A 22,600-nucleotide genomic window follows, 5' to 3' on the forward strand; every position below is an offset into this window, starting at 1 on the left:
TCAGGTCTGGTCCCCTTCTGCCTGAACCCAGCGTAGCAGAATGAGCCCCAGGACGAATAGCCCCACAATCGGAGAAACCCCCAACCGGGCGCTTCCGGTCGCCAATGTCACAATTCCGATCAGCGCAGGCGCGACAAATGCAGTGGCGCGGCCTGACAAACCATACAATCCAAAGCTCTCTGTTGGGAACTTGGGGTCGGTGTGGCGCACCATCAGGGTGCGACTGGCGGCTTGCAATATGCCGCCAAACCCGCCGATCAGCACGCCGCAACCAAAGAAAATCCGATCCGGCAAATTGGAGCCGGGTTCAAAGGCAATGCCAAAGACCTGTTCACGATCCATTCCCACAATCGTGGCGCAGACGACAATCAACACCCAGATTGACGTAATCACCACGGGCTTGGGGCCCAGCCGACTGTCCAGAAGACCGCCAACCCAGCTGAAAATCGTGGCCGAAATGGCAGCGACGACACCGAAGATTCCGATTTGGGTAATTTCCCAACCCAATACCAACCGCGCGTAAACGCCGCCAAATCCATAAAGCCCGTTCAAGGCATCACGGTACAGCATCGACGACACAAGAAAGCCTGCCAGACTGCGCCGGTGGCGCAGGTTTCTGACCGAGGTAATGACCAGAGAAATCGCGGATTTGACCGTGCCACGTTTCCCCTGTTGCGGTGTTTCACGCACCCACAGAAAATAGGGGATCATGAACACGACATACCAGATTGCCACGATGGGTCCGGCGGATCGGGTCCCTTCACGCTGAGACGCGTCCAGCCCGAATATCGGATCGAGCCCGATCAGGGTTTTGCCATTGCTCTGCTCAACCAACAAAAGCAACATGATAAACAGCGCGATTACCCCGCCCAAATACCCAAAGGCAAAGCCGGATCCTGAGATATTCCCCACGTTGTCATTGTTGCCCAGCGATGGCAGTTGCGAATTGGTAAACACCAACGCGAATTCCGCGCCGATAAAGCCGATGCCGAAACTGATGAGCATCCACCACAAATTTGACCCGCCCGGGTCCATAAACCAAAGCCCGGCCGCGCCGATAACATAGAGGGCAGAGAAAAATACGATCCACGGCATGCGCCGTCCCGATACGTCAGCCAATGCTCCCAGAAATGGGGCACCAAACCCGATCAACAGCCCTGTTATGGTCAGGCACAGTGACCAGATGGATTGCGCCTGCGCCTTGGCGGCTTCGCCATCCATGCCCTGGCCCAGAAAATAATCCGCGGCGACGGCCGCAAAGAACGGGCTGAATACAAAAGTGACCAATACAGTGTGATACGGCTGGCTGGCCCAGTCGAAAAACCACCAGCCCCAAATGCGCTTGCGCGTGGAAACATCCGCCATAACCTGCCCGCCTCATGCTTGTTTCCCAAGGTATGGCAGGGCGGTGGGCGATTAGGCAAGCCTCTCCTGCGCCATCCCGTGCTGCATCGGGGGCCAGGGGCGTGCGGCATCAGCCTGGACCCAGGCGGCGATCCAGCCCGGCATCGGCGGCGAAATCGCATCCGGGTGCCCCATTTCGGCCAGGACTTTGACAGGTGGTACGATCCCTTTCGAATTGGTGACGGCACTGCGAAACATAACGTGGCTCGCGCATTCGCCGTTCTTCTTCCACATGGATTGTTCCAAATAGATGAATTTGTCATCCCAGCACACCGCGCGCGACCGCATTTCAAACCGCTCGAACCCGCGAATTCGGCGTCGGAACCGCACCGTGGATCCGGCCATGGTCATTCCCCAGCGGCGGCGGCTGATTGCACCTATCAACCCGACCCGCTGGGCGTTCATACTGCGCCCAAGATCATACAGGGTCATGGCCCGCCCGTTGTTCAGCTCCAGCCAGATATCCAGATCCCAGGGCCAACAGATATGCCGGGACACATGCGTATCGGTCAACTCTAGCGGCGGCATCCGGCGCGCCACCAGAAGATCCTTGATCAGGCGGACAATGGGGAACATCACGGGGTCTCCTTGTTTCGTCTTCCTTGCTGCCGGTTCAGTGCGGGTCAACCCCAACCTTGCGGAAGGGTTGCGCTTTGTCGAAACGCTGCTTAGGTCTTGGTCGTTCACGTGAAAGAGGAAGAACGCTCATGATGTCGCTGTTTCAAATTCTGATGCTGATTCTGGACGTTGTCTGGTTTTTCATCATTGCGCATGTAATCATGAGCTGGCTGATCAATTTTCAGGTGCTGAACCTTCGTCAGCAATTCGTAGCCCAGGTCTGGTATGGCCTGAACCGGATACTTGAGCCGATGTATGCGCCGGTTCGCCGGGTTCTGCCGCAGGTGAACGGGATTGACCTGGCACCTTTGGCGGTTCTGCTTGGCGTTTATGCGCTGCGGATCATCCTGGTGAACAATATCGCCGCCTTCTATTGATCCATCCACCTCTTGTTCCCTGATTCTTAGTGTGAGAGGGTGCCTGTATAAGAGCAGATAGAAAAAATCTTACTCAAACGGGCCCTTTGATGATGTTAGACGCCGCCCCGCTTTTGCGTGACGTGTTCGGATTCGATGCCTTCCGCCCCGGGCAGGAGGACATCGTTGATGCGGTTGCAGATGGTCAGAACGTTCTGGCCATCATGCCCACCGGGGGTGGGAAATCCCTCTGCTTCCAGCTGCCGGCCTTGCTGCGTGACGGGGTAACAATTGTGATTTCGCCGCTGATCGCGCTGATGCGGGATCAGGTACGCGGTCTGCAAGAAGCAGGTGTGGCTGCCGGAGCGCTGACGTCCGGCAATACACCCGAAGAAACCGATGCTGTTTGGGAGGCCTTGGAGGCCGGACGACTCAAGCTGCTGTACATGGCACCCGAAAGGTTGGCAGCCGGGTCAGCGATGGGAATGCTGCGCCGGATCGGTGTCAGCCTGATTGCCGTGGACGAAGCCCATTGTGTCAGCCAGTGGGGACATGATTTCCGCCCTGATTACCTGCGGATTGGTGAATTGCGACGGGCATTGGATGTGCCTTTGGCTGCCTTTACCGCCACGGCAGACGCCGAAACCCAAGACGAAATTGTCCAGAAGCTGTTCGATGGCGCGGCCCCGCGCAAGTTTCTGCGAGGATTTGACCGACCAAATATTCATTTGGCCTTTGGGGCCAAGGATGGACCGCGCAAGCAGATCCTTGATTTTGCCGAAGCCCGCCGCGGCCAATCCGGAATCGTCTATTGTGGCACCCGCAACAAGACCGAGGCGCTTGCCGCCGCCCTGCGCGACGATGGCCACAGCGCCTGTCACTATCACGGCGGAATGGAGGCTGAAGACCGTCGTATCGTCGAAACTCGGTTCGCCCGCGAGGATGGGTTGATCGTGGTGGCCACGGTTGCCTTTGGTATGGGAATCGACAAACCCGATATCCGTTGGGTTGCCCATGCGGATCTGCCCAAATCCATCGAGGCCTATTACCAGGAGATCGGACGCGCTGGGCGTGATGGTGCCCCTGCAGAAACACTGACCCTGTTTGGACCCGACGATATTCGCCTGCGTCGATCGCAAATTGACGAAGGGTTGGCCCCGCCCGAACGCCGTGCGGCCGATCATGCCCGATTGAACGCGTTGTTGGGGCTTGCCGAGGCGTTGAGCTGTCGCCGGCAGACCCTGTTGGGGTATTTTGGCGAGACCTCTGAGCCGTGCGGCAAATGTGACCTGTGTGATACTCCGGCCGAGGTCTTTGACGGGACCACACCGGTGCGTATGGCGCTGTCGGCAATTTTACGGACCGAAGAGTGGTTCGGCGCGGGGCACCTGATTGATATTCTCACAGCCAATGAAACTGACAAGATCCGCGCGCGTCGACATGACCAATTGCGGACCTACGGCGTGGGCAAGGCGTATACTCGGCCCCAATGGCAGGCGATTTTCCGGCAGATGATGGGGCACGATCTGGTGCGGCCGGACCCGGAACGCCACGGCGCGCTGCGCATGACCGAAGCCGCCCTGCCGATCCTGCGGGGAGAAGGTTCCATCGAACTGCGCCGCGACACGATCCGCAAGGCCGCCCGCCGCCCGGCCGTCAAAGCGTTGGTTTCGGATGAGGACGCGCCGCTTCTGTCGGCACTCAAGGCCAAGCGCCGGGCATTGGCCGAATCCGCTCGGGTGCCCGCCTATGTCATTTTTCCTGATCGCACCCTGATCGAGATGGCAGAGCGTCGCCCCGATGGCATGGATGCGATGGCGCGGATCAGTGGTGTGGGGGCGAAAAAGCTGGAACGCTATGGGTCCTTGTTTCTTGAGGTGATTGTTGGCGCTGTTCAGGACTTGCATCCGGCCCGGCGCAAGTTGGCAGGGCGGACTGCCGGATCAGTCTATGATCAATTGCTCGAAGCACAGGCTGATCTGGCGCGTGGTGACGGTGGAATCGACAAACCGCTCAGCTGTTCGGCGGCGCAATTGGCCAAGGTTGCAAAACTGCGCCCAGATGATGAACAAGGCATGGAACGCCTGTTGGGAGAGCGTCGGACCGAAAGATTCGGTGCGGCCTTTCTGGACGTGTTGCGAGAGGCGGGCTAAGTCTCTGTCAGACTGTAAATCAGGAGTGCGCGATGCTGGTAGTGATTTCCCCGGCGAAACGATTGGATTGGGCCGAGCGGACTGTGACCGCCACCGAACCGGACTTTCAGGATGATGCCCAGCGGCTGGCAAAAACGGCCCGCAATCTCACTCTTGGTGAACTCAAGAAACTGATGGACCTGAGCGACGATCTGGCCCGATTGAACCGGGACCGGTTTCGTGCATTTACCGATCAACCCGGTTCTGAGGACCTGCGCCCGGCCGCGCTTGCCTTTGCCGGGGACACCTATATGGGGCTCGAAGCCGGGTCGCTGGAGCCGGATGAGATGGAGTGGGCGCAAGAGCATTTGCGGATCCTGTCCGGACTTTATGGCGTTTTGCGCCCGCTGGATGCCATTCAGGCCTATCGCTTGGAGATGGGCAGCCGGTTAAAAACCCGGCGCGGCAAGAATTTGTATGACTATTGGCGTGATCAGTTGAGCAAAGCGCTGAATGCCCAAGGGGACGCGGTTGGAACTGATGTTCTGGTCAATTGTGCCAGCCAGGAATATTTCGGGGCTGTTGCGCCCAAATCTTTGAAACTGCGGGTGGTGACGCCGGTCTTCATGGAAGACAAAGCTGGTTCCCCCAAGATTGTCAGTTTCTTTGCAAAACGGGCACGCGGAGCGATGGCGCGTTACATCGTGCAAAACCGGTTGACCGATCCGGCATCCTTGTTGGATTTCGACACCGGTGGCTACGCCTATCGTCCGGATCTGTCCGCAGAGGACAAACCAGTTTTTGTTCGACCTGCCGACTTGGGGTGATCAAGAATCTGGTTCCGGGGTGTTCGGGTCGAATTCCCTGATCCAGTTGTGAATGACGGCCTTGCGCAATGGTTTTGTCAAATAGTGATCCAGGCCTGCCGCCAGAATGTCGGCCTGATCACCGTTCATGGCGTGGGCGGTGACGGCAATGATGGGCACATGTCTGTTATCCCCATTTTCAAGGGCGCGAATTTCACGCGTCGCTTCCTTGCCATCCATTTTGGGCATTGAAATGTCCATAAAGATGACGTGTGGGTCGAACTCCGAATACAATTGCACAGCTTCAATCCCGTTGTTGGCAAACTTCAAGTCAATGTCGAGATCCTTGACCATCTTGCGGAACACGAGCTGATTTGTGCGATTGTCTTCGGCGGCCAACACCCGCATTCGCTGATCTACCGGCTTGGCATGCTCAGTAAAATCGCCGGCATTCGAAACCTGTTGGTCGTGATTTGAATGGGGTTGCCCCGTACCAGTGCGCAACTCTTTCAGCTTGGAATAAAGCTCGTCTCGGGGGATGGGTTTTTGCATGATCCCTTGGATCAGTGCGCGGGCTGGATCGTTTTGGGCAAACGAAGGATTGGAGCTGAGCAACAAAAACGGGACATCTGACCACTCCCCTTTGCGCAAGGCTTCCACCAATTCCAACCCGTCCATGTCGGGCATGTTGTGATCGCTCAAGACCAGATCAATCCCGTCATGCATCAAGGCAAGAGCGTCAGCACCGGACGAACAGGATGTGGTTTGCACCCCAAGCTGCGCCATCTGTTTTTCCAGGATTTCCCGATTCACGGTCAGGTCATCCACGATCAGCACATGTCTCAGCTCTTCTGGCAAGACGGGAGGCCCGGGTTCGGGGCCCTCGGCCATGGGCAACGGAATTCGGAACCCAAAGCAGCTGCCTTTTCCTGCCTCGCTTTCGACCCAGACCGCACCACCCATCAGTTCGATCAAGCGCTGGGTGATAGCCAACCCCAGACCAGTTCCCTCAAAATTGCGATTCCGATCGTCTTCGACCTGATTGAATTCGCCAAAAATGTCGCCGATCTTGTTCTCTGGAATGCCGATCCCGGTGTCTTCGATCGACACGTGGATGGCACTGTCGCTGTTTTCAGTTCCGGGAATGCCGGTCACGCGGATCAATACATGACCTTCGTGAGTGAATTTGACGGCGTTGCCGACAATATTGGTAAGAATCTGGCGAATGCGCCCTGGATCCCCAACAAAATGTGTCGGGAAGAACAGGTCATAATCCAGCAACATGGCAATGTCTTTGTCCCGTGCCGTAGGTTGCAGCAACATCACGACCTCGTGGATGCAGCGCTCCAGATCAAAGCTTTCGGGGTGCAAAACCAGCTTGTCGGCCTCGATTTTTGAGTAATCGAGAACGTCGTTGATGATGACCAACAGAGCTTCGCCCGAGTTTTTGATTGTGCTTGCATACAGGCGCTGTTCTTCGTTCAACTGCGTATCGCTGAGCAGATCGGCCATACCGACGACGCCATTCATGGGTGTGCGAATCTCGTGGCTCATGTTGGCCAGGAATGCAGACTTGGCCCGATTGGCTGACTCGGCCCGTTCGCGTTCGGCCCGTAGCTGTGCTTCGTATCGGACTGTCGAGGTAATATTCAGCGCCAAGCTGACCACATCACCGCCGTACCCCCGTTGATCAATCAGTTTGATGTATTGATTGTTCCACATCTGAATAACCACCGGCGGCGGTGTCGGCTCCAGCCACCGCTCGGTCATCATGGCGCGCCAATCGCCGGGCGACAGCTCCCCTGTATTGACCAGCCCCTCGTCGGTCATCAATTGCAGAATGCGCATATAGGAAATGCCTGGTGTGACTTCTTCAAGCCCGTCAAAGAAGCCGATATAGGCGGTATTGGCACCGATCAGCATACTGTCCGCATCAAAAAAGGCGAATCCGTCCTGAATGGTCTGAATGGAATGCCAGAGACGGCGTTCGGCGATCTCGATCTTTTCATTCGCTTGATGAAGGTCGGATTTCACCCGTTCATTTTCATCGCGTACGTTGGCAACTTCGGCCTGTGTCATCCCAATCTGTTTGGTCAATGCCAAAGCATGGCGCCCAAGTTTACGATTGGCTGCGGACAATTCGGCCTGCTTCAATTCTAATAGTCGCTCGGCGGCCAGACGCGCCCGCCGTTCGTCGGCCAGTTTATTGGCAAGGCTCATCCCTGCTGCTCCGGTGTTGGTACGCTTGGATACAAATTACTGCCCCAACATGGGCTGATCCGGTGAACAAGAGCTTAAAAGCCATTGAAATCGGGAATCGTTGCCAATGGGCGGGCGTCGTGTCAGCCTGTCTCCATCTGCTCGGAGGCTAAAATGCTGCGTTTTTTTTGGATTTTATCGTGTCTATTTATGGTGATGGCGGGCGGGGGAGCGGTCAGAGCCCAAGAAAATCCGGTCCCTGATTTCCGCTATCTTTCGTCGCCCGATACCGATTACTACGGCTCGGATTTACAGGCGCTGTTCGACACGAATCTAAAATCCTGCATTCAGGCTTGCGCCGGCAATTCCCAATGTGTTGGATTTACCTTTAACACACGGTCGAATGCGTGCTTCCCCAAATCGGCGGTCAAGGACCAAACCGAATATGTCGGGGCTGTTTCGGCTGTCAAACTTGCCACTGTTGGTGCCGTTGTCCAGACGGGAACACAACGTCGAGCGGCGATGCCCATGTTGCGCCCGGACGATATTTCATTTGCTCGTACCCAGGCAATAGAGCTGGGAATCCGTCACCAGCAGGGCGGGTTAGACATCGAAGAAATCATCGACGCGGCGCGCATACGTGAGGCGTCCAATGACAGGATTGCAGCCATTCGCCTGACGGGGCGGGCTATCGCGATTTCTGACCGTGCCGATTTGTGGGTGGATTATGCGCGGCTCCTGTTGTCGTTGCGAACCGACAATTCATCTCTGCGTCGCGAGTATCACACCCGTGCCGTCGGAGCGGCGATCAACGGGTATCTGCGCGCGCCCGCAGCTGGGGGGCAGATCTCTGCCTTGATGATGTTGGCCGAAGGGTTGGAACGCTCTGGTCGTGGGCGGGACATGTTGGCGGTGTTACGCGTTGCAGAGCGTATTCAGCCGCGTGTGGATGTGCGCGAAGCGTTGGATCGGGCGGTGCGCAAATATGGGTTCCGCGTAACCGGCAGCTCGGTCGAAAGCGATTCCCGGACGCCCAGGATCTGTATCGAGTTTTCAGAGAAATTGGCGCAGGCTGGCGTTGATTATGACCCCTTCGTTCGTTTGCCACAACCTGATCTGGTCGTGCAGGCAGATGGGCGACAGCTGTGTGTCGAAGGTGTGAAACATGGCAACCGGTATCGGTTGACGTTGCGCTCGGGACTGCCTGCAGAAAGCAGTGAAACACTCTTTAAAGATGTCGATCTGACCCAATATGTGCGCGATCGCTCTCCGGCAGTGCGGTTTCCGGGGCGGTCCTATGTATTGGCGAAATCCGCCCAGGCAGCGCTGCCAGTCGAAACCGTGAACCTGACGGACCTGGATTTGAAACTGCGCCGGGTCAGTGATCGCAACCTGTTGCGGGCCATGCAGGAGGGGTATTTCGGGCGACCGTTGTCCTATTGGCAGGAAGAAGAATTCACCAACACCATTGCCGAAGACGTTTGGAGCGGTACGGCCAAAGTTCAGACCGAGTTGAACCGGGATCTGACCACGCGTCTCCCTATGGCCGAGGCGATTGCCGGGCAACCCGCGGGAATATACGCGCTGACCGCGACAATTCCGGGTGCAGATCCGTATGATCAACCGGGAGCCACCCAATGGTTCGTGCTGTCCGATCTGGGAATAAGCTCAATGTCGGGCACCGATGGTTTGCATGTCCAGGTGCTGGGGCTTGGCGATGCGGCGGCTCGGCCAGATGTCAAGGTCTCTCTGATCAGCCGGACCAATGCCGTGCTGGCCACGGCACAGACGGATGCCGCCGGGTCGGTTCGGTTTGATCCCGGTTTGATCCGGGGTACGGGCGGATCGGAACCAGCGATGTTGATCGCGCGGCAGGGCGATAGCGACCTGGGTTTCCTGTCGCTGATCGACCCGGCATTTGATCTGTCTGACCGCGGGGTCGAAGGGCGCAACCCTGCTGGGCCGGTGGATGTCTTCATGACAACGGATCGCGGTGCTTATCGTGCGGGGGAGGTGATTCATGTCACCGCGCTGACCCGGGATGGGCGCGCTCGCGCTATCGAAGGGTTGCCGCTGATTGCGATTCTCAGCCGCCCGGATGGTGTGGAATACAGCCGTGTTGTGTCCGATGGGGGGCGGATGGGCGGTCATGTGTTTGATCTTCCTGTCGGCGTCACTGCGCCGCGTGGAACGTGGCGGCTGGATCTCAAAACCGACCCAAAAGCGCCGGCATTGGCCAGCCGGCAGATCCTCGTCGAAGACTTCCTGCCAGAACGGATCGATTTTGACCAATCGCTGGCGTCGCAGCAGTTGACCGAAGGGGACGCTGTGGATCTGAGAGTCCAGGCACGGTATTTGTTCGGTGCGCCGGGTGCCGGGCTCAAGGTCGAGGGGCAGGTGTCATTGCGCGCCGCCGAAACGGTCCAGGGATGGCCTGGGTATCGGTTTGGTCGCCATGATGGGCCATCAACCACCCAGAGCAGTTATTTTGGCAGCTTTGAAACCGATGCTGATGGCGTTGCGATCCTGCCGGTAGAGATCCCGCAAGGGGCCGCCGAAGGCAAGCCGCTTACGGCCCGCGTGATCACCCGCGTCGCAGATGGATCTGCCCGCCCTGTCGAGCGGATGATAGAGGCCCCGGTGCGCTCCTCGGCCCCAGTGATCGGGATCAAGCCTTTGTTTGACGATGTTTTTTCCGAAGGCACCGAGGCCGGATTTGAAGTGATCGCTCTGTCTCCCACGCTGGAGCCGATGCCGATACAGGTGGTATGGACGTTGAATCGCATCGAGACCCGGTATCAGTGGTACCAGCTGCACGGCAATTGGAATTGGGAACCGATCACCCGTCGTACACGGATCGCCACGGGACAGGGCGTTCTGGACGCTGGGCCTTTGCGCGTGTCGCATCCGGTAGAGTGGGGCCAATACGAACTGGTGGTGGAACGTACCGATGGTCCGCATGTGGTGGGATCTGTCGATTTCTACGCGGGCTGGTATGCACCAGGCGACAGTTCAGCAACTCCAGATCAGTTGGAACTGTCATTGAACAGCGACATCTATGTGCCCGGCGATACCGCGCGTTTGCGGATCGTGTCGCGGTCGGCAGGGACGGCGTTGATCTCGGTCATGTCGGACCGATTGATCTCGCGTCAGGCGATTGAGGTACCGGAGGGCGCGTCGGAAATCCCTTTGGAGGTGACCGAGGACTGGGGCGCAGGCGCTTATGTGTCAGCGATGGTGGTTCGCCCGGGTGATCACGCCACAGGGCAGACGCCGGTGCGAACGCTGGGTCTGGCCCATGCCGCGGTGACCCAACAGGGGCAAAGCCTGACAGTCTCCATTGATGTGCCTGAGGTGGCACGCCCACGACAGAAACAGAAGGCGCGGGTGTCGGTTTCCGGTTCAGCTCCGGGGGACGAGGTCTGGATGACCGTTTCGGCTGTGGACCTGGGCATTCTGAACCTGACGGGGTTCCAAAGCCCGGATCCATCCGCCTATTACTTTGGCCAGAGGCGTCTGGGCATGGAGCTGCGTGATGTCTATGGCCGATTGATCGACACCAGCAATGGTGCGTTGGGGCTGGTTCGGTCAGGTGGGGATCAGGACAACGCCATGCGGATGCAATCACCGCCGCCAACACAGGATCTTATGGCGGTGTTCAGCGGTGCGGTTCAGGTTGATGCTGACGGCATTGTTGAAATACCGCTCGATCTGCCCGCATTCAACGGCACGGTGCGGTTGATGGCGGTCGCCTGGTCCGGGTTGGCTGTTGGTCAGGCCGAAGCCGATATGCTGGTGCGCGATCCCGTGGTCGTCACGGCCAGCCTGCCCAGGTTTCTCGCTCCTGGAGATCAAAGCCGCGCTTTGCTGGAGATCGTCCATGCGGATGGACCCACCGGGGATATGCAATTGGTGGTCAGTGCCGGCGACGAACTGTTGCTTGGCCCTGTGCCATCAGTTGTAACACTGGATTCGGGCGGCAAAGTCAATCTGGAGGTGCCGGTCGCTGCCCAGTCCGTCGGTGATCCCGAAGTGTTGGTAACTTTGGTCACGCCGGATGGTCAGGCGTTCCGTCAGACTCTGCGGTTACCAGTGCGGGCCAATGACCCTGAGGTGGCCCAGACGCGCCGGTTTACGCTCGCATCTGGTGACAGCTTTGCCTTTACCCAAGACGTATTCGCCGGGTTGCGCCCAGGAAGCGCGCGGGCCGTGATTTCGGCAGGGCCGCTGGCCAAATTTGATGCACCGGGCCTGTTGAGCGCATTGGACCGCTATCCATATGGCTGTACCGAACAGGTGACATCCAAAGCGATGCCTCTGCTCTATCTTTCCTCGCTGGCACAGGCGAGCGGGTTGGGCGATGGTCCCAAGGTTGATGGACGTATTCGGGATGCCATCAACCGTGTGCTGACCCGCCAGGCCAGCAATGGGAGTTTTGGCTTGTGGCGCGCTGAAAGCGGCGATTTCTGGCTGGACGCTTATGTTAGCGACTTCCTGAGCCGTGCCCGTGCGCAGGGGCATCAGGTGCCCGAACGCGCGTTTGCGCAGGCGATGGACAATCTGCGGAACCGGGTAAACTATGCCCCGGATTTTGACACGGGTGGCGAAGATATCGCCTATGCGCTGATGGTTCTGGCGCGTGAAGGTGCCGCGTCAATGGGAGATCTACGCTACTACGTGGACGTCAAGGCCGAAGGGTTTGACACACCGCTGGCTGCGGCTCAGCTGGGGGCGGCGTTGGCGTTTTACGGAGATCAGACCCGCGCAGATCGCATGTTTTCCCATGCTGCCATTCTGCTGAACCGCGCGGTCAGTGGCAAACCGATCTGGCGGGTCGACTATGGCACGCGTTTGCGAGACACCGCTGGGGTTCTCTCATTGGCCGTTGATGCCGGCAGCACTGCGGTAAATCGCGATTTTCTGATCAACCGGGTCACCCGTGCATCAGGACCACTTTCTACGCAGGAGGCGGCGTGGTCTCTTTTGGCGGCACAGTCGCTGATCAACACTCCCGAGGAATCCGGTGTGCTGGTTGATGGAAATCCGGTCGATGGCCCCTTTGTGCAGGTGATGGACGGACAGGCCCCGGGGCAGGGGGTGCTGATTTCGGCCGCATCCGGGCAGGCAACCGACATTACCCTGACAACCCTGGGTGTGTCTGAAACCGGGCTGGATGCCGGTGGCACTGGGTATACGTTGGAACGGCTGTATTTTACCCTCGAGGGGGTTCCGATTGACCGCCGCGATTTTGCCGTGGGAGAACGACTTGTCACGGTTCTGCGGGTCACCCCACATGAAAGCGTTGGGGCACGATTGATGATCAATGATCCGCTTCCGGCGGGAATTGAAATCGACAATCCCAACCTGCTGCGGTCCGGCGACCTGCGTGACCTGGATTGGTTGAATTTGTCCGAGGCCACCCACGTAGAATTCCGGTCTGATCGGTTTCTGGCTGCTGTGGATTGGCGTGGCAGCGATGTTGTGACGTTGGGCTATGTGGCTCGGGCTGTCACGCCGGGGGCGTTTCATCACCCCGCGGCGTCGGTCGAAGATATGTACCGCCCCGTCTACCGGGCGCACACAGGCACCGGACGGGTGATCGTTCGGTGAAACGCCGCATTGCCATAGTGTCCGCAGTTTCGGTGATGGTGTGGTGCGCCATTTTGGGGCTGGATCGCTGGGTTGAGGTGACGCAATTGCCTGTGACCTTGTCCGAGACATCCGTCGAGGTGCGCGACCGGGACGGAAAGCTGCTGCGCGCCTATCCCATCGAGACCGGGATCATGCGTCTGGCCGTGCGTCCGGAATGGGTCGATCCGGGGTTTGTCGCTATGCTGATCCGATATGAGGACAAGCGGTTCCATGATCACCCGGGTGTCGATTTGTTGGCGCTTGTGCGTGCGGTGGGACAGGCCGTGTGGAATCGGCGGGCGGTGTCTGGGGGGTCGACCCTGACCATGCAGGTGGCGCGCCTGCTGGAGAACGGATCAACCGGACGCTGGAATGGCAAGCTTCGCCAGATGAGGGTGGCTCTGGCGCTGGAGCGGCGGTTGAGCAAGGCACAGATCCTGACGTTGTATCTGACCCATGCGCCCTATGGCGGCAATCTCGAAGGAATACGCGCTGCGACGCTGGCATGGTTTGGCAAGGAACCCGGGCGTTTGACGGCGGCACAGGCCGGGCTGCTGGTGGCGCTGCCGCAATCTCCGGAACGCCGCCGTCCTGATCGCTTTCCCAGGGTTGCTGCCGATGCACGCAACCGGGTTTTGGCCCGGATGGAAACATACGGGGTGCTGGATCAGGCCGAGCATGCTGCCGCGGTTCGCGAAGCAATGCCTGCAAAAATGCGCCGCTTTCCCATGTTTGCACCGCATCTGGCGGACCGCTTGCGACAACACAATCCCGAGGCCCAGCGGGTTGATTTGACAATCGACGTTGCTGTTCAGGCGCAGGTGGAGCAGGTGGCCAGATCGGCTGCGCATCACGCCGGGCGCAGAGTATCAACGGCGATTTTGGTCGCAGACCACCAGACCGGAGAGATCCTGGCTTCGGTCGGATCCCCCGACTATGTGGATCGCAGACGCCAGGGATTTGTCGATATGACCCAGGCTGTACGCTCGCCCGGATCGACGCTCAAACCGTTGATTTACGGGCTGGCCTTTGATCAGGGGCTGGTACACCCGGAAACGCTGATCCACGATGGGCCGGTAGACTTTGAAGGGTATGCTCCGCGCAACTTCGATGGGGTGTTTCGCGGCGACTTGCGTGTGCGCGAGGCGTTGCAATTGTCGCTGAATATCCCGGTTGTGAAACTGACACATGAATTGGGCGCACCGCGGATCATGGCATCATTGCGCCGGGCTGGGGCAGACCCGCATTTGCCCGGTGGAGCGCCAGGGTTGGCCATCGCGCTGGGCGGAGTCGGGGTCAGCCTGCAGGATCTGGTGCAGCTATATGCAGGAATTTCCAGAGGCGGGCAGGGACCAGGTCTGTGGGTTGATCAATTGGCCAGGCCGGTCACCCGGGGACGTCTGATGTCACCCGAGGCCGCCTGGCATCTGGGCGATATCCTGCGTGATCTCTCGCCGCCGCCAGGGGGACGTGCCGGGGTTTTGGCCTACAAGACCGGGACGTCCTATGGCCATCGCGACACATGGGCAATTGGATGGGACGGGCGTCATGTTATTGGCGTGTGGATGGGGCGCGCAGACGGGACGCCTGTTCCTGGTGCTTTTGGCGCTGAATTGGCAGCGCCGGTTTTGTTCGAGGCTTTTTCCAGATTGAAACCTGATCTGGAGCCGTTTGCACCGCCACCACCTGCGACACTCATTTTGGGATCAGCGGAGCTGCCGCAACCGCTGCGGCGTTTCAGGTCTCGCAATGCTGCTTTTTCGGATGCGGACGATGAGGGACCAAAGCTGGTATTCCCGCCCGATGGAGCCATTCTGGCTGTTGGTGAAACTGGCCTGGTTCTCAAGGTGCAAGGCGGTCAGACACCGTTTCTGGTGATGGCGGATGGCGTGCCGGTGATGACCAATCAGCGCAGCCATGCGTTCGAAGTTCCGACCTCGGGTCAGGGGTTTTCGACATTGGTCGTTGTTGACCGGGCGGGGCGGACGGACCGGGTTCGGGTGCAAATCAGATAAATTAGAGAGGCCGAAAGGCTCCTGCCCGGCGGGATTTGCCTGCCCCTTGGGCCGACCGCTGCCCGGGTCGGCCCTTGCAGCGGTACTGTAACGCCCAACTCAGCGACGTCCTTCGCGCAACCATCCAAGCAGGATAAATCCTGACATCAACAGCAGGACCAGCCAAGCAGGCAATAGATTGGTCTGGCGAATGTTGCGCGTTTCATAAGCATTGCGCGGGGTCAGGCCGATCCAGCCGCGCCCGGCCGCAGGTCGGCCCAGACGAACGGACCTGAGGCGAGGGCGGGGGGTGTCCTCGAGCGTCACTGCGCCGCCGCGGTGCAAGGAAACTGCAGGTGCCATCATAGAAGATGTCGCAATAGTTTCTTCGAATTCGCGTGGGGCCGCGGGGCCGAGACCGATGACGGCGGATTGTCCGTCTTGATCCAGGCGATACAGACCGATCATTGAGCCTTCATAGGGGGCTTCGAAATGCCCCGGAGCCGTGGGAGCCAGGTCCAGAGTTTCAATCTCACCGTCTGGCCGGGTGATCTGCGCCGGGCCCACATTGTCGTCCAGAGTTCTTCGGATGATCCTCATGCGGTGGCCGGTCGCTTCAGCCCACAAGGCGTCTTCCTCCAACTCGGGTTCCTTCATCATCCAATGCGCCAGACGCCGCAAGAGATCGAGCTGTGGCCCGCCGCCCTGATAGCCCCGTGTCCAGAGCCAGGCATGGTCCGACGCCAACAGCGCCACTCGCCCTTCACCGACGCGATCCAGAACCAACAGTGGCAGATCGTCGACCCCGGTCATAACGACATGTCCGACGGGTTCGTCAACTTCGATGTGACGCAACCACGGCCCCCAATCTTCGGATACGCCCAGGTCTGCGGTCACCGGATGGCGTTTGCCCAAATCGGTGACCTGTGGCGTATAGCGCTGTTCAATCACCCGCGCGGTTGGACGGGCCGGTACAACCGGTGCCAACGGAGAGCGATAGATGCTGTCTGCGGTGGCAAAATCTGGCCCGGCCGCCACCAATACTGCGCCGCCCGCTTCGACATATTCTGCAACATTGCCCAGATAGATTGCGGGAAGGATCCCCCGGCGTTTGTATCTATCAAAGATGATCAGATCAAAATCGTCGATCTTTTCGAGGAACAGCTCGCGGGTCGGAAACGCGATCAAAGACAGCTCGTCCACGGGCACACCGTCCTGTTTTTCCGGTGGGCGCAAGATGGTGAAATGCACCAAATCGACCGAGCTGTCGGATTTCAGCAAGTTGCGCCAGGTCCGACCGCCTGCGTGGGGCTCGCCCGATACCAGCAGCACCCGCAGCCTGTCCCGCACGCCGTTGATCTGCACCAGGGCGGTGTTGTTGCGATCCGTCAGCTCTGTTTCGGTGGGCAGCACCGTAAACTGCAATACGTTGCGCCCGCCGTGCGGCAGCGTGACGGGCAGTTCGACGTCTTGCCCGATTGGCATTTCGAGGATCTGCGGCGGACCGCCGTCCATCGACATCTGTAATTTTGCCACAGGGGCGGGATTTGGGGTATTGCCCTGATCTTCAATACGCAAGGTCAGGGAAAACGCTTCGTCAATAATGGCAAAGCCGGGGGCATTTCGCACCACAAGGCGGCGATCCCAGTCCGTGGCGCGACCGCTTTGCAACAAGTGAAGTGGGGCGGGCAGGTCCGGCATCTGGGCCATGTCGTGAACCCGTCCATCCGACAGGACAACCACCCCTGCGATGCGGCCCCTAGGTTCCTGGGCCAGGGTTTCGGCCAAGGTGGTCATCAAAGTGGTTCCCGCGTCATCAGCGCTGTCCTTTACCACAACACGCCGCAGCTGGGTCCGAGCGCGGGCCTCGATGTCGGCGGCCAGCGCATCCGCGGCTGTTTGGGTCTGTTGGGCGCGATCTGACAGTGTCTGCGACGCACTCTGGTCTTCTACCATGACGACAATATCATCCAGCAGAGCACGATCTTCGGTCTGATAAACTGGCCCAGCCAACGCGGCCAGCAGCACACCCGCCCCCAGCGCCCGAAGCGCCCAGCCGGTCAATCCGCGCCAGGCGGCCAATGCAACGGCAGCCGCGGACAGGAGCCCCAGAGCGATCAAAACTGGCCAGGGCAACAATGGGGCAAACAGGATCGTTCCGTATGTCATTGGCCCAACCTGTCCAACAGAGCAGGGACATGAACCTGATCCGATTTATAGTTGCCAGTCAGCACGTGCATGACCAGATTGACGCCGAACCGAAAGGCCAGTTCGCGCTGCTGTTCGCCGGCATAGCCGCGCCCGACCGGTAACAGCGCACGCCCGTCATTGGCAACCGCCCAGGCCGCAGCCCAATCATTCCCGCCGATCACCACCGGTGTTACTCCGTCGTTGAGATTGCGAAATGGCATGCCTTCGACCTGTTCCGCATCAGGGGGGGCGGCTTCGACCCAGACATCCAATCCGTTGTATCGCCCCGGAAAATCCTGAAGCAGATAAAAGGTTCGGGTCAGTACGTGATCGCTGGGCAGGGGTTCCAGCGGTGGAATATCCAGCGGGCGCGCCAGTTGTTGAAGCTTGCGTCCGTTTGGGCTGGAGGCACCAAAGCGGGCGACATTGGCGTCGCGCGTGTCAAAGACGATCATCCCGCCAGCGCGCAGATACGTGTTGAGACGGGCATAGGTTTCATCCGAAGGTGTGGTCTGATCCGGGGTGATCGGCCAATAGAGCAGCGGATAAAAGGACAGTTCGTCCTTTTCCAGGTCCACACCTACAGGGGGGGCCGGTTCGATGGATGTGCGAAAGAACAGGGTATCCGACAACCCCATCAACCCAGCCTGCGCAACCCGGTCCACGTCGCGATTGCCGGTCAGGACATGGGCCAGGATCAACTCGCTTGCAGCGGCAGTGTCCGTGAGATCCGTTTGGGCTTTTGCTTGTGTTGGGGGGAACGCCAGAGGAAGTATCAAGGGCAGGATCAGTGCCACCCGTGCCAGCGCCAGTTTGCCCGACAGCGCCAGGGCTGCAACGACATCCAAAGCCAATAAAACCAGCGCCGCAGCTAGAACCGGACCGCCCAAGGGCCGTTCGCTAGACTGTGTGGTGCCTTCGATCACGGTATCGGCTGGCCATTGCGCCTGAGTCAGTTGGCTGTCCGACGACATCACATTGCGCGCCAGTTTGCGTTTGTTGGTTTCATAGAGACCGGGGTGAAGATCAGGGCCCAAAGAATTGCTGACCAGATCAGGACCCGCTACGCCGGGCCGCGCGCTGGCATCGCGCAATTGTCCAAAACCGTTCAGAATCTGCGATGGTGTCCAGGTGGTCCCGTCCAGATCCTCGGCTGTTGGCTGTCGATTGGAATTGGATACGGCCAAACGTTCCAACATGTCTACAAACAGTCCAGAAATGGGCAGGTTTGACCATTCTGCATTGGCGGTGACATGAAACAGAACAATTTGCCCCTGTCCCGATATCTTGCGTGTAACCAACGGAGTCCCGTCGCTGAGTTCGGCCAGAACCCGGTCAGCCAGGGACGGATCAGGCTGTGCGACCACCTGCGAGGAAACCGACACTTCGGCCGGGACGGTAAGGCCGAAAAAGGGTGACTCTGGCGCAAATGGAGCCAGCGTTTTGGGCTCGCCCCAGCTCATCGAACCACCGACGCTGCGACCGCCGCTGCGCAGGCGCACGGGTAACAGCGGGTCTTCCTCCTGTCGGGACACTTCTGAGGCGGCCAGCCGGGGTCCGGCAAAGCGCAGGAGCGTGCCGCCCGCGTTGATCCAGTCGATCAAGAGCGAAGCTTCGGTCGGCGAAACCCGCGCGACATCGGCCAACACGATGACATCGGGATTGGCCGGGATCAGTTCGGCTATGGTGCCATCCAACAGATCCGTCGTCGGGACCAGCGCCTGACGCAGATAGTGCAAAGGCGACAACAGCTCCAAACCTTCCCGTTGTTCGCGCCCGGCAATCAATGCGACTTCACGGCGGCGCAAATTGTCGTCGGTCAGAGCAACGGCACCCGCGCTGCGACGGTTCTGAAGTTCGAACCGAGTGATCCGGGCGCGCAACTCCGGTGGCAACGACAAAGTGGCCGTGGCCTGGGTTTCGCCTGCGGCGAAGTTTACCGTTGCAGATGCCAACAGCCGCGCCGTTCCATTCGGATCCGTTCCCTGCGCCAGAACAGACGTGCTGTAAGCAGATCCCGGAGTGGCCCGCAGAGCTGTTAGCGAAACCTGACCGTCGACAAATTGGGCAGGACGCAAGGCCATCACCGGCTTGCCGGTTTGCAAGACCCGCAGATTGCCCTTGGCACGCAAAATTTCGATCAGATCCTGACGTCCTGGGTACGCCAGTCCATCACTGACCCAAAAGGTATCAAAGCTGTCTTCGATATTCTCCAGATGGGTTCGAATTTGAGTGATTTGATCCGCATCGGGTTGCCAGGCGGCAGGGAACAGTCCCGGCAGGCGTGAACGCCAAACATTGGCAGACAGAAACTCGGCCGCATTGGGTGCTGTGGTTTGTAGAACGGCGACCGGTCGGTTGGCGCGACCGGCATCAGTCATCAGTGTTTCCAGCCGTTCAATTTGTGTGTCCCATCCGTCGGCTCCGGCCCAGGTTGCGTCCATCAACACCAGCAAGGGTCCGCTGCCCTGGTCGCGGCTCGTCGGGTTGAGGATCGGCCCGGCCAGACCGATGATTGCCAAAGCGATTGCTGCCATGCGCAGCAACAGCAACCACCACGGGGTGCGGTCCGATACTGATTCATCGTCTTGCAACCCAACCAGCATGGTAACAGCTGGAAACGCCCGCCGGATCGGGGCGGGTGGGGTCGCACGCAACAGCAGCCACAGAATAGGAAGCGCCAAGAGCGCGAGCAGCAACCAGGGTGATGTGAATCCGAGGCCGGCAATGGTGGTCATCGCGTGCTCCCTCCCAGGGCCTGATGCAGCCATAGCAATGCGGTTTGGGCGGTATCGCCGGTATGATGTCTGCCCAACCGCCATCCCGTGGCACGGCACAATTGCTCCAGCGCATCGCGGCGCTGCTCCAGCCGGTCCAGGTACCGATCACGCAGACCCGCCGCCATCAGGGTTTCATGCTGAACAGAGCCTGCGATGCTTTGAAAGACTGTGCGCCCTTGATACGGGAAGCTCTCTTCGTCAGGATCCAGAACCTGCAACAGGACGCCGTGGACCCCGCGGTCTGCCGCCTTGGTCAACGCCAATTGGATTTCACCAAAATCACCCAGAAAATCTGACAGGAACACGGCGCGCGCATGCGGAATCATTGCGCGATGTTCAGGAGAGGCATAGTCCGTGTCTTCGGCGGTGGCGAAATGTTCGGCCAGTCGCAGGATTTGGGCATTGCCCCGGCGCGGCGGCAAAGTGGTGCCGGTCAGCCCCACGCGTTCTCCATTGCGGATCAGAATGATTGCTGTGGCCAGCGCCAACAGTCTTGCACGGTCCATCTTGTCCGGCAGGTTCCCGGATGATGAAAACCGCATCGAGGCTCCCTGATCGACCCACAGCATTACCGACTGGGCGATCTGCCATTCGCGTTCGCGTACATATTGAACATCGCCTCGTGCTGATCTGCGATGGTCGATCAAACGGCGGCTATCGCCGGGCTGCGCCGGGCGATATTGCCAGAAATCATCCCCCAATCCTGCACGTCGACGCCCATGTTCGCCCAATAAAACCGATCCGGCCAACCGTTCGGCCCGCGCCAAAAGGGGTGGCAGTCGGCTGGCTTCGGATTCGGCGCGCTGACGCAGGGATGGCGCGGGTTGGGTCACGCTGCGACCTCGGTCCGGGACAGGCTGGCGGCGGTGGTTTCGATCAGATCGGCCAAGCTGTCGCCGCGGGCGCGGGCGGCAAAGTTCAATGCCATCCGATGGCTCAGCACCGGGCGGGCCATGTCGATGACGTCTTCGGCGTTGGGGGCCAGGCGCCCTTGCAACAACGCACGGGCGCGCACCGTCAGCATCAATGCCTGTGCGGCGCGTGGGCCGGGGCCCCAGGCCACGGTCTCAGCGACACGGTCTGATACGCCCGGCTCGTCCGGGCGGAATGCGCGTACCAGATCCAGGATCAGGTCCACGACGGACTCTCCTACTGGCATCCGGCGCAGCAGAGTTTGGGCTGCCAGCAATTCCTGCGAGGTGAAAACTGCGCTGGCCTCGGCCTCGGTCACACCGGTTGTGGCCAGGAGGATGTCGCGTTCGGTATCGCGGTCGGGGTAATCGACGTCGATTTGCACCAGAAACCGGTCCAGCTGGGCTTCGGGCAGGGGGTAGGTGCCTTCCTGTTCGATCGGGTTTTGGGTTGCCAGCACGTGAAACGGCATTCCCAGCGGACGATCCTGCCCGGCAACAGTAACTGTGCGCTCCTGCATGGCCTGCAACAGTGCCGATTGCGTTCGGGGGCTGGCGCGGTTGATTTCATCGGCCATCAGCAGTTGGCAGAACACAGGTCCGGGGACAAACCGGAAAGACCGGCTGCCGTCAGTGCCTGTATCCAGCACTTCGGACCCAAGAATATCGGCAGGCATCAGATCGGGAGTGAACTGAATCCGGTTGCCGTCCAGGCCCATCACTGTCGACAGGGTTTCAACCAACCGTGTCTTGCCCAGCCCCGGCAAACCGATCAACAACGCGTGCCCACCGCACAACAAAGAGGCCAGTGTCAGGTCTACCACCCGCTCCTGTCCAATGAACCGCTTGGTGATGCTGGACTTGGCTTCGGCCAGTTTCGCTTCAAGCGTTTCGATTTCTTCAACAAGATTGTCGGGTTGGGACATGACTTTTCCTCGGCAGGAGATATATGTTGTAACTCTAACTCGCTCAGACGAAATGGCAAAAACAATGAGTGGACAAAAAGCTGTTACTCCCTCCGCAGATGGCATAGCGGCGTCAATAAAGGCGTCCAAGGGCCGCGGACTTCCGCCGGTGCATCTGTGGAACCCACCGTTTTGCGGAGATCTGGACATGCGGATCGCCCGGGATGGGACGTGGTTCTATCTGGGCACCCCAATAGGACGGTTTGAGCTGGTCAAACTGTTTTCGTCGATTCTCAAGCTGGAAGATGGCAAATACTTTCTGGTTACCCCGGTTGAAAAGGTGGGAATCACAGTTGATGACGCCCCATTTGTGGCGGTTGATTTTGAACCCGAGGGGAACGGAACCGCGCAGGTTCTGACCTTTTCCACCCATGTGGGCGACACTGCCGTGGCGGGACCGGACCATCAAATTCGGGTTGTTCGTGATCCGGAGACCGGGGAACCATCGCCCTATGTGCACATACGGGATGGGCTGGAGGCGCTGATTGATCGCAAGAGTTTTTACCGTCTTGTCGATCTGGGCGCGCATCACGACGGGTGGTTCGGGGTTTGGTCGTCGGGCCAGTTCTTTGCGATCATCCGGTCAGAGGAACTGGGCTGATTTTGATCTTTCT

At 59.3% G+C, this 22,600-nt stretch carries 13 protein-coding genes; 6 read left to right on the plus strand and 7 right to left on the minus strand.

Going from position 1 to position 22,600, the window contains the following annotated elements; translation table 11 throughout:
* The gene (locus K3727_02865; protein ID UWQ91766.1) at window positions 1–1,365 is read right to left on the minus strand and encodes an MFS transporter; all 1,365 of its coding nucleotides are present in this window, start codon (window positions 1,363–1,365) and stop codon (window positions 1–3) included.
* A gap of 51 nt (window positions 1,366–1,416) precedes the next feature.
* Entirely contained in the window at window positions 1,417–1,980 is a 564-nt protein-coding gene (locus tag K3727_02870; protein UWQ91767.1) for a thioesterase family protein, read from the minus strand.
* A 131-nt stretch (window positions 1,981–2,111) separates the two neighbouring features.
* Here K3727_02870 and K3727_02875 point away from each other — a divergent pair, with 131 nt between their 5' ends.
* The 3 genes from K3727_02875 (at window position 2,112) to yaaA (ending at window position 5,337) form a co-directional block, all read left to right on the plus strand.
* Complete coding sequence (locus K3727_02875) at window positions 2,112–2,399, plus strand: YggT family protein (protein ID UWQ91768.1); 288 nt, start codon at window positions 2,112–2,114, stop codon at window positions 2,397–2,399.
* Window positions 2,400–2,491: 92 nt separating this feature from the next.
* Window positions 2,492–4,531, plus strand: coding sequence for a DNA helicase RecQ (recQ, locus tag K3727_02880; protein ID UWQ93250.1), 2,040 nt, complete (start codon window positions 2,492–2,494; stop codon window positions 4,529–4,531).
* Window positions 4,532–4,563: 32 nt separating this feature from the next.
* Window positions 4,564–5,337, plus strand: coding sequence for a peroxide stress protein YaaA (gene yaaA, locus K3727_02885; protein UWQ91769.1), 774 nt, complete (start codon window positions 4,564–4,566; stop codon window positions 5,335–5,337).
* On the opposite strand, the gene K3727_02890 is transcribed toward yaaA, so the two are convergent.
* Window positions 5,338–7,536 (minus strand): response regulator, encoded by a 2,199-nt coding sequence (locus tag K3727_02890; protein UWQ91770.1) that lies wholly within the window; start codon window positions 7,534–7,536, stop codon window positions 5,338–5,340.
* A 153-nt stretch (window positions 7,537–7,689) separates the two neighbouring features.
* On the opposite strand from K3727_02890, the gene K3727_02895 reads away from it, so the two are divergent.
* Both K3727_02895 and pbpC read left to right on the plus strand, forming a co-directional pair.
* Entirely contained in the window at window positions 7,690–13,125 is a 5,436-nt protein-coding gene (locus K3727_02895) for an alpha-2-macroglobulin family protein (protein ID UWQ91771.1), read from the plus strand.
* A 35-nt stretch (window positions 13,126–13,160) separates the two neighbouring features.
* A complete protein-coding gene (gene pbpC / locus K3727_02900; protein ID UWQ93251.1) occupies window positions 13,161–15,161 on the plus strand; it encodes a penicillin-binding protein 1C in 2,001 nt (666 codons plus the stop codon).
* A gap of 99 nt (window positions 15,162–15,260) precedes the next feature.
* Here pbpC and K3727_02905 read toward each other — a convergent pair whose 3' ends face one another.
* The 4 genes from K3727_02905 to K3727_02920 are packed head-to-tail and all read right to left on the minus strand — an operon-like array spanning window position 15,261 to window position 21,947.
* Entirely contained in the window at window positions 15,261–17,309 is a 2,049-nt protein-coding gene (locus tag K3727_02905) for a hypothetical protein (protein ID UWQ91772.1), read from the minus strand.
* Window positions 17,306–20,068: a DUF4159 domain-containing protein gene (locus tag K3727_02910; protein ID UWQ91773.1), complete on the minus strand. Its 2,763-nt coding sequence runs from the start codon at window positions 20,066–20,068 to the stop codon at window positions 17,306–17,308. The genes K3727_02905 and K3727_02910 overlap by 4 nt, the downstream gene beginning before the upstream one ends.
* Window positions 20,065–20,943: a DUF58 domain-containing protein gene (locus K3727_02915; GenBank protein ID UWQ91774.1), complete on the minus strand. Its 879-nt coding sequence runs from the start codon at window positions 20,941–20,943 to the stop codon at window positions 20,065–20,067. Before K3727_02915 ends, K3727_02910 begins: the two co-directional genes overlap by 4 nt.
* Window positions 20,940–21,947 carry a MoxR family ATPase gene (locus tag K3727_02920; GenBank protein ID UWQ91775.1) on the minus strand — a complete coding sequence of 336 codons (1,008 nt, stop codon included), beginning with the start codon at window positions 21,945–21,947 and terminating at the stop codon, window positions 20,940–20,942. The genes K3727_02915 and K3727_02920 overlap by 4 nt, the downstream gene beginning before the upstream one ends.
* A gap of 64 nt (window positions 21,948–22,011) precedes the next feature.
* Here K3727_02920 and K3727_02925 point away from each other — a divergent pair, with 64 nt between their 5' ends.
* On the plus strand, window positions 22,012–22,587 hold the full coding sequence (locus K3727_02925) for a DUF1285 domain-containing protein (GenBank protein ID UWQ91776.1): 576 nt from the start codon (window positions 22,012–22,014) through the stop codon (window positions 22,585–22,587).
* Window positions 22,588–22,600 lie beyond the last annotated feature (13 nt).

It is taken from the genome of Rhodobacteraceae bacterium M382, assembly GCA_025141015.1.
GTDB classification, from domain to species: domain Bacteria; phylum Pseudomonadota; class Alphaproteobacteria; order Rhodobacterales; family Rhodobacteraceae; genus Aliisedimentitalea; species Aliisedimentitalea scapharcae.

Coding starts and splice junctions, on each gene's coding strand:
- K3727_02865 (UWQ91766.1), bottom strand. CDS start 1,365: ATGGCGGATGTTTCCACGCGCAAGCGCATTTGGGGCTGGTGGTTTTTC.
- K3727_02870 (UWQ91767.1), bottom strand. CDS start 1,980: ATGTTCCCCATTGTCCGCCTGATCAAGGATCTTCTGGTGGCGCGCCGG.
- K3727_02875 (UWQ91768.1), top strand. CDS start 2,112: ATGATGTCGCTGTTTCAAATTCTGATGCTGATTCTGGACGTTGTCTGG.
- recQ (UWQ93250.1), top strand. CDS start 2,492: ATGTTAGACGCCGCCCCGCTTTTGCGTGACGTGTTCGGATTCGATGCC.
- yaaA (UWQ91769.1), top strand. CDS start 4,564: ATGCTGGTAGTGATTTCCCCGGCGAAACGATTGGATTGGGCCGAGCGG.
- K3727_02890 (UWQ91770.1), bottom strand. CDS start 7,536: ATGAGCCTTGCCAATAAACTGGCCGACGAACGGCGGGCGCGTCTGGCC.
- K3727_02895 (UWQ91771.1), top strand. CDS start 7,690: ATGCTGCGTTTTTTTTGGATTTTATCGTGTCTATTTATGGTGATGGCG.
- pbpC (UWQ93251.1), top strand. CDS start 13,161: ATGGTGTGGTGCGCCATTTTGGGGCTGGATCGCTGGGTTGAGGTGACG.
- K3727_02905 (UWQ91772.1), bottom strand. CDS start 17,309: ATGACATACGGAACGATCCTGTTTGCCCCATTGTTGCCCTGGCCAGTT.
- K3727_02910 (UWQ91773.1), bottom strand. CDS start 20,068: ATGACCACCATTGCCGGCCTCGGATTCACATCACCCTGGTTGCTGCTC.
- K3727_02920 (UWQ91775.1), bottom strand. CDS start 21,947: ATGTCCCAACCCGACAATCTTGTTGAAGAAATCGAAACGCTTGAAGCG.
- K3727_02925 (UWQ91776.1), top strand. CDS start 22,012: ATGAGTGGACAAAAAGCTGTTACTCCCTCCGCAGATGGCATAGCGGCG.